This window comes from Caballeronia choica, from assembly GCF_001544535.1.
GTDB classification, from domain to species: Bacteria; Pseudomonadota; Gammaproteobacteria; order Burkholderiales; family Burkholderiaceae; genus Caballeronia; species Caballeronia choica.
Genome location: NZ_FCON02000351.1, coordinates 1 through 2882, shown reverse-complemented (window position 1 = coordinate 2882; position 2882 = coordinate 1). Strand labels below are relative to the sequence as shown.

Below are 2882 nucleotides of genomic sequence, written 5' to 3'. Positions count from 1 at the left end.
GAACTGAACCAGCGTTATTCGCTTGAGGACGCGGCGCAAGCCCACCGGGACCTCGAATCGCGCAAGACGACCGGCTCGTCGGTCTTCGTCATCTGAGGAGCAAACCATGCAAGTTGAACAATTAACCTGCGCGCTCGGTGCCGAACTGGTCGGCGTGAATCTGGCCGATGCCGTTCACGACGACGGCCTGTTCGCCGAGATCCGAGCGGCGCTGCTAAAACATCGGGTGGTGTTCCTGCGCGATCAGGAGATCACGCGCGCCGAGCATGTGGCGTTTGCGCGCCGCTTCGGCGAGCTGGAAGATCATCCCGTCGCAGGCAGCGATCCCGAGCATCCGGGCCTCGTGCGCATCTACAAGACCCCGGATCAACCCAACGACCGCTACGAAAACGCGTGGCACGCGGACGCCACCTGGCGCGAAGCGCCGCAGTTCGGCGCGGTCCTTCGCTGCGTGGAGTGTCCGCCCGTCGGCGGCGACACGATGTGGGCGAACATGGTTCTCGCCTACGAGAAACTGCCGGACCACGTCAAGGCCCAGATCGAAGACCTGCGCGCACGCCACAGCATCGAAGCAAGCTTCGGCGCCGCGATGCCAATCGAGAAGCGCCTCGCGCTACACGTCCAGTTTCCGGACGCGGAGCACCCGGTCGTGCGCACGCATCCCGACACCGGCGAGAAGGTGCTGTTCGTCAACGCCTTCGCCACCCATTTCACCAACTATCACACGCCGGCGCGCGTGCGCTTCGGCCAGGACGCCAATCCGGGCGCGGGCGAACTGCTGCGCTATCTCATCAGCCAGGCGTACATCCCGGAGTACCAGGTGCGCTGGCGCTGGAAACCCAACAGCATCGCGATCTGGGACAACCGCAGCACGCAGCACTATGCGGTGATGGACTATGCACCGTGCCATCGCAAGATGGAGCGAGCGGGGATTGTTGGCGACAAACCGTACTAACCTGAACGAATCAGCATCGTGACTCTCAATACAGAACCTACCGTACTTATCGTGCCCGGCCTGCGTGACCATGTGGCCGAACACTGGCAGACACTGCTGCAGGCGCGCCTTCCCAAATCGGCCTCGGTGCCGCCGCTCGAGCACGACAAGCTCAGTTGCGCAGCGCGCGTCGCGGCGCTGGACGAAGCCATCGCGAAGATCGATGGGCCGATCGTACTGGTCGCTCACAGCGCCGGTGTCATGATCGCGGTGCACTGGGCACAGCGGCACAACCGCCCGATCCAGGGCGCGCTGCTTGCCACGCCGGCGGACCTGGAATCACCGATGCCCGCCGGTTACCCGACGCGCGATGCGCTCGAAGCGAACGGATGGCTGCCAAGCCCGCGTAAGCCGTTGCCGTTCCCGAGCATTCTCGGCGCCAGCCGCAACGATCCGCTGGCCGACTTTGGCCGCGCCGCGGCAATGGCCGCGGACTGGGGCAGTCGCCTCGTCGACCTGGGCGAGGTCGGGCATCTGAACCCGGCGGCCGGCTACGGCGAGTGGCCTCAGGCAGAGGTTCTGATTCGTGAGCTTCTCTGACATGGACTGCACAGCGAAGCAGGGCACCGCAGTCAATCAGAACGCGTCAGTGACCATCGATGTCCACTTCGATTTCGTCTGCCCGTGGTGCCTGATTGGCAAGCGCAACCTCGATGCGGCCATCAGCCGTTTCGCCAGCTTGCGCCCGGACGTCGGCGTCAAGGTGCGGTGGCACTCGCATCAGTTGTTGCCCGATATGCCTGTCGGTGGCGTCCCGTATCAGGCGTTCTATGTGGCCCGTCTGGGGAGTGCAAGCGCGGTCGCTGCACGGCGCGCACAGGTTCAGGAGGTTGCTCGCGCGGCTGGCGTCCAGCTAGCGTTCGACAGGATCGAGGTGATGCCCAACACGCGGGCAGCGCACAACCTCGTTGCCTGGGCCGTCACCACAGGCGCCGGATTCCAGCCTGCGTCGCTGATCGACCGTCTGTTCACCGGCTATTTCATGGACGGCGAAGACATCGGCAACCCGGACGTGCTCGAGCGAATCGGCCTCGCGTGCGGTCTTGACGCCGGGGGCCTCGCTGAACATCTGGCGCCGTCGCGGCGCGATGACAACATGCCGATCCCGCGCTCGCCGCAGGCCCAGGAGGTCACGGGTGTGCCGCATTTTGTGATCAATTCAGCCCTGACGCTGTCTGGTGCGTATTCGCCGGGCGCAATCGTGGACGCCATGTTGCGCTCCACTGGCGATCCGCAGAACAGATAGTGCCACGCCAGAAGCAACCTTGACGCGGTGGCGTGCGTTGATGCAGTCCCGCTCGGCGCGACCAGCAAGGTGCTCAAGCATCCGTTGCGGAAGCAGTACGGGAATGACTACCTGTCGGCCTGACACGCCGACGCAACAGCAATTTAGTTTGATTCGATCAACCAGAAAAGCCGCCGGGGTCCGTGCGGCGTCCCCCAAAACAAGAGGAGACAAAATGAAATCAAAGTTGAAGTTGAGCAGTATTGCGGCGCTGGCGATGTTCGCCACGGCCGCCCATGCCCAATCGTCGGTCACGCTCTACGGCGTACTCGACTCTGGACTGCTGTATCAAAGCACCTCGGCGGCATCGTTCCAGCCGCACGCACCGAACCTCGGTCATGTCTATCAACTCAAGGACGGCGGCATCTATGCCAGCTACTGGGGCTTGAAGGGAAGCGAAGACATCGGCGGCGGCTACAAGATCAACTTCAAGCTGCAGGGCTCGTTCAACACCACCAACGGCAAGTTTGGACTGTCCGACACGCCGGGTACCACCGCGATGTTCAACCAGTACGCGACAGTCGGCGCATCCGGCCCGTTCGGCTCGATCGACGCCGGCCGCCAGATCATCCCGATGATCTACGCGATGGCGGAAACCGATGT

At 63.6% G+C, this 2882-nt stretch carries 4 protein-coding genes; all 4 read left to right on the top strand.

Translation table 11 applies throughout. The features are described from left to right. Window positions 1-106: 106 nt before the first annotated feature. A complete protein-coding gene (locus AWB68_RS43715) occupies window positions 107-955 on the top strand; it encodes a TauD/TfdA dioxygenase family protein (RefSeq protein ID WP_087650295.1) in 849 nt (282 codons plus the stop codon). Window positions 956-973: 18 nt separating this feature from the next. After that, complete coding sequence (locus AWB68_RS43710) at window positions 974-1534, top strand: RBBP9/YdeN family alpha/beta hydrolase (RefSeq protein WP_087650294.1); 561 nt, start codon at window positions 974-976, stop codon at window positions 1532-1534. A gap of 49 nt (window positions 1535-1583) precedes the next feature. Then, window positions 1584-2240, top strand: a complete 657-nt coding sequence (locus AWB68_RS43705; RefSeq protein ID WP_160110187.1) for a DsbA family oxidoreductase — start codon at window positions 1584-1586, stop codon at window positions 2238-2240. A 214-nt stretch (window positions 2241-2454) separates the two neighbouring features. Beyond that, window positions 2455-2882, top strand: a 428-nt coding sequence (locus AWB68_RS43700) for a porin (protein ID WP_143282050.1), incomplete at its 3' end; no start/stop codon positions are given.

Bases quoted from the DNA above. Each gene is read 5' to 3' on its own strand.
- AWB68_RS43715 (WP_087650295.1), top strand. From the start codon at position 107: ATGCAAGTTGAACAATTAACCTGCGCGCTCGGTGCCGAACTGGTCGGC.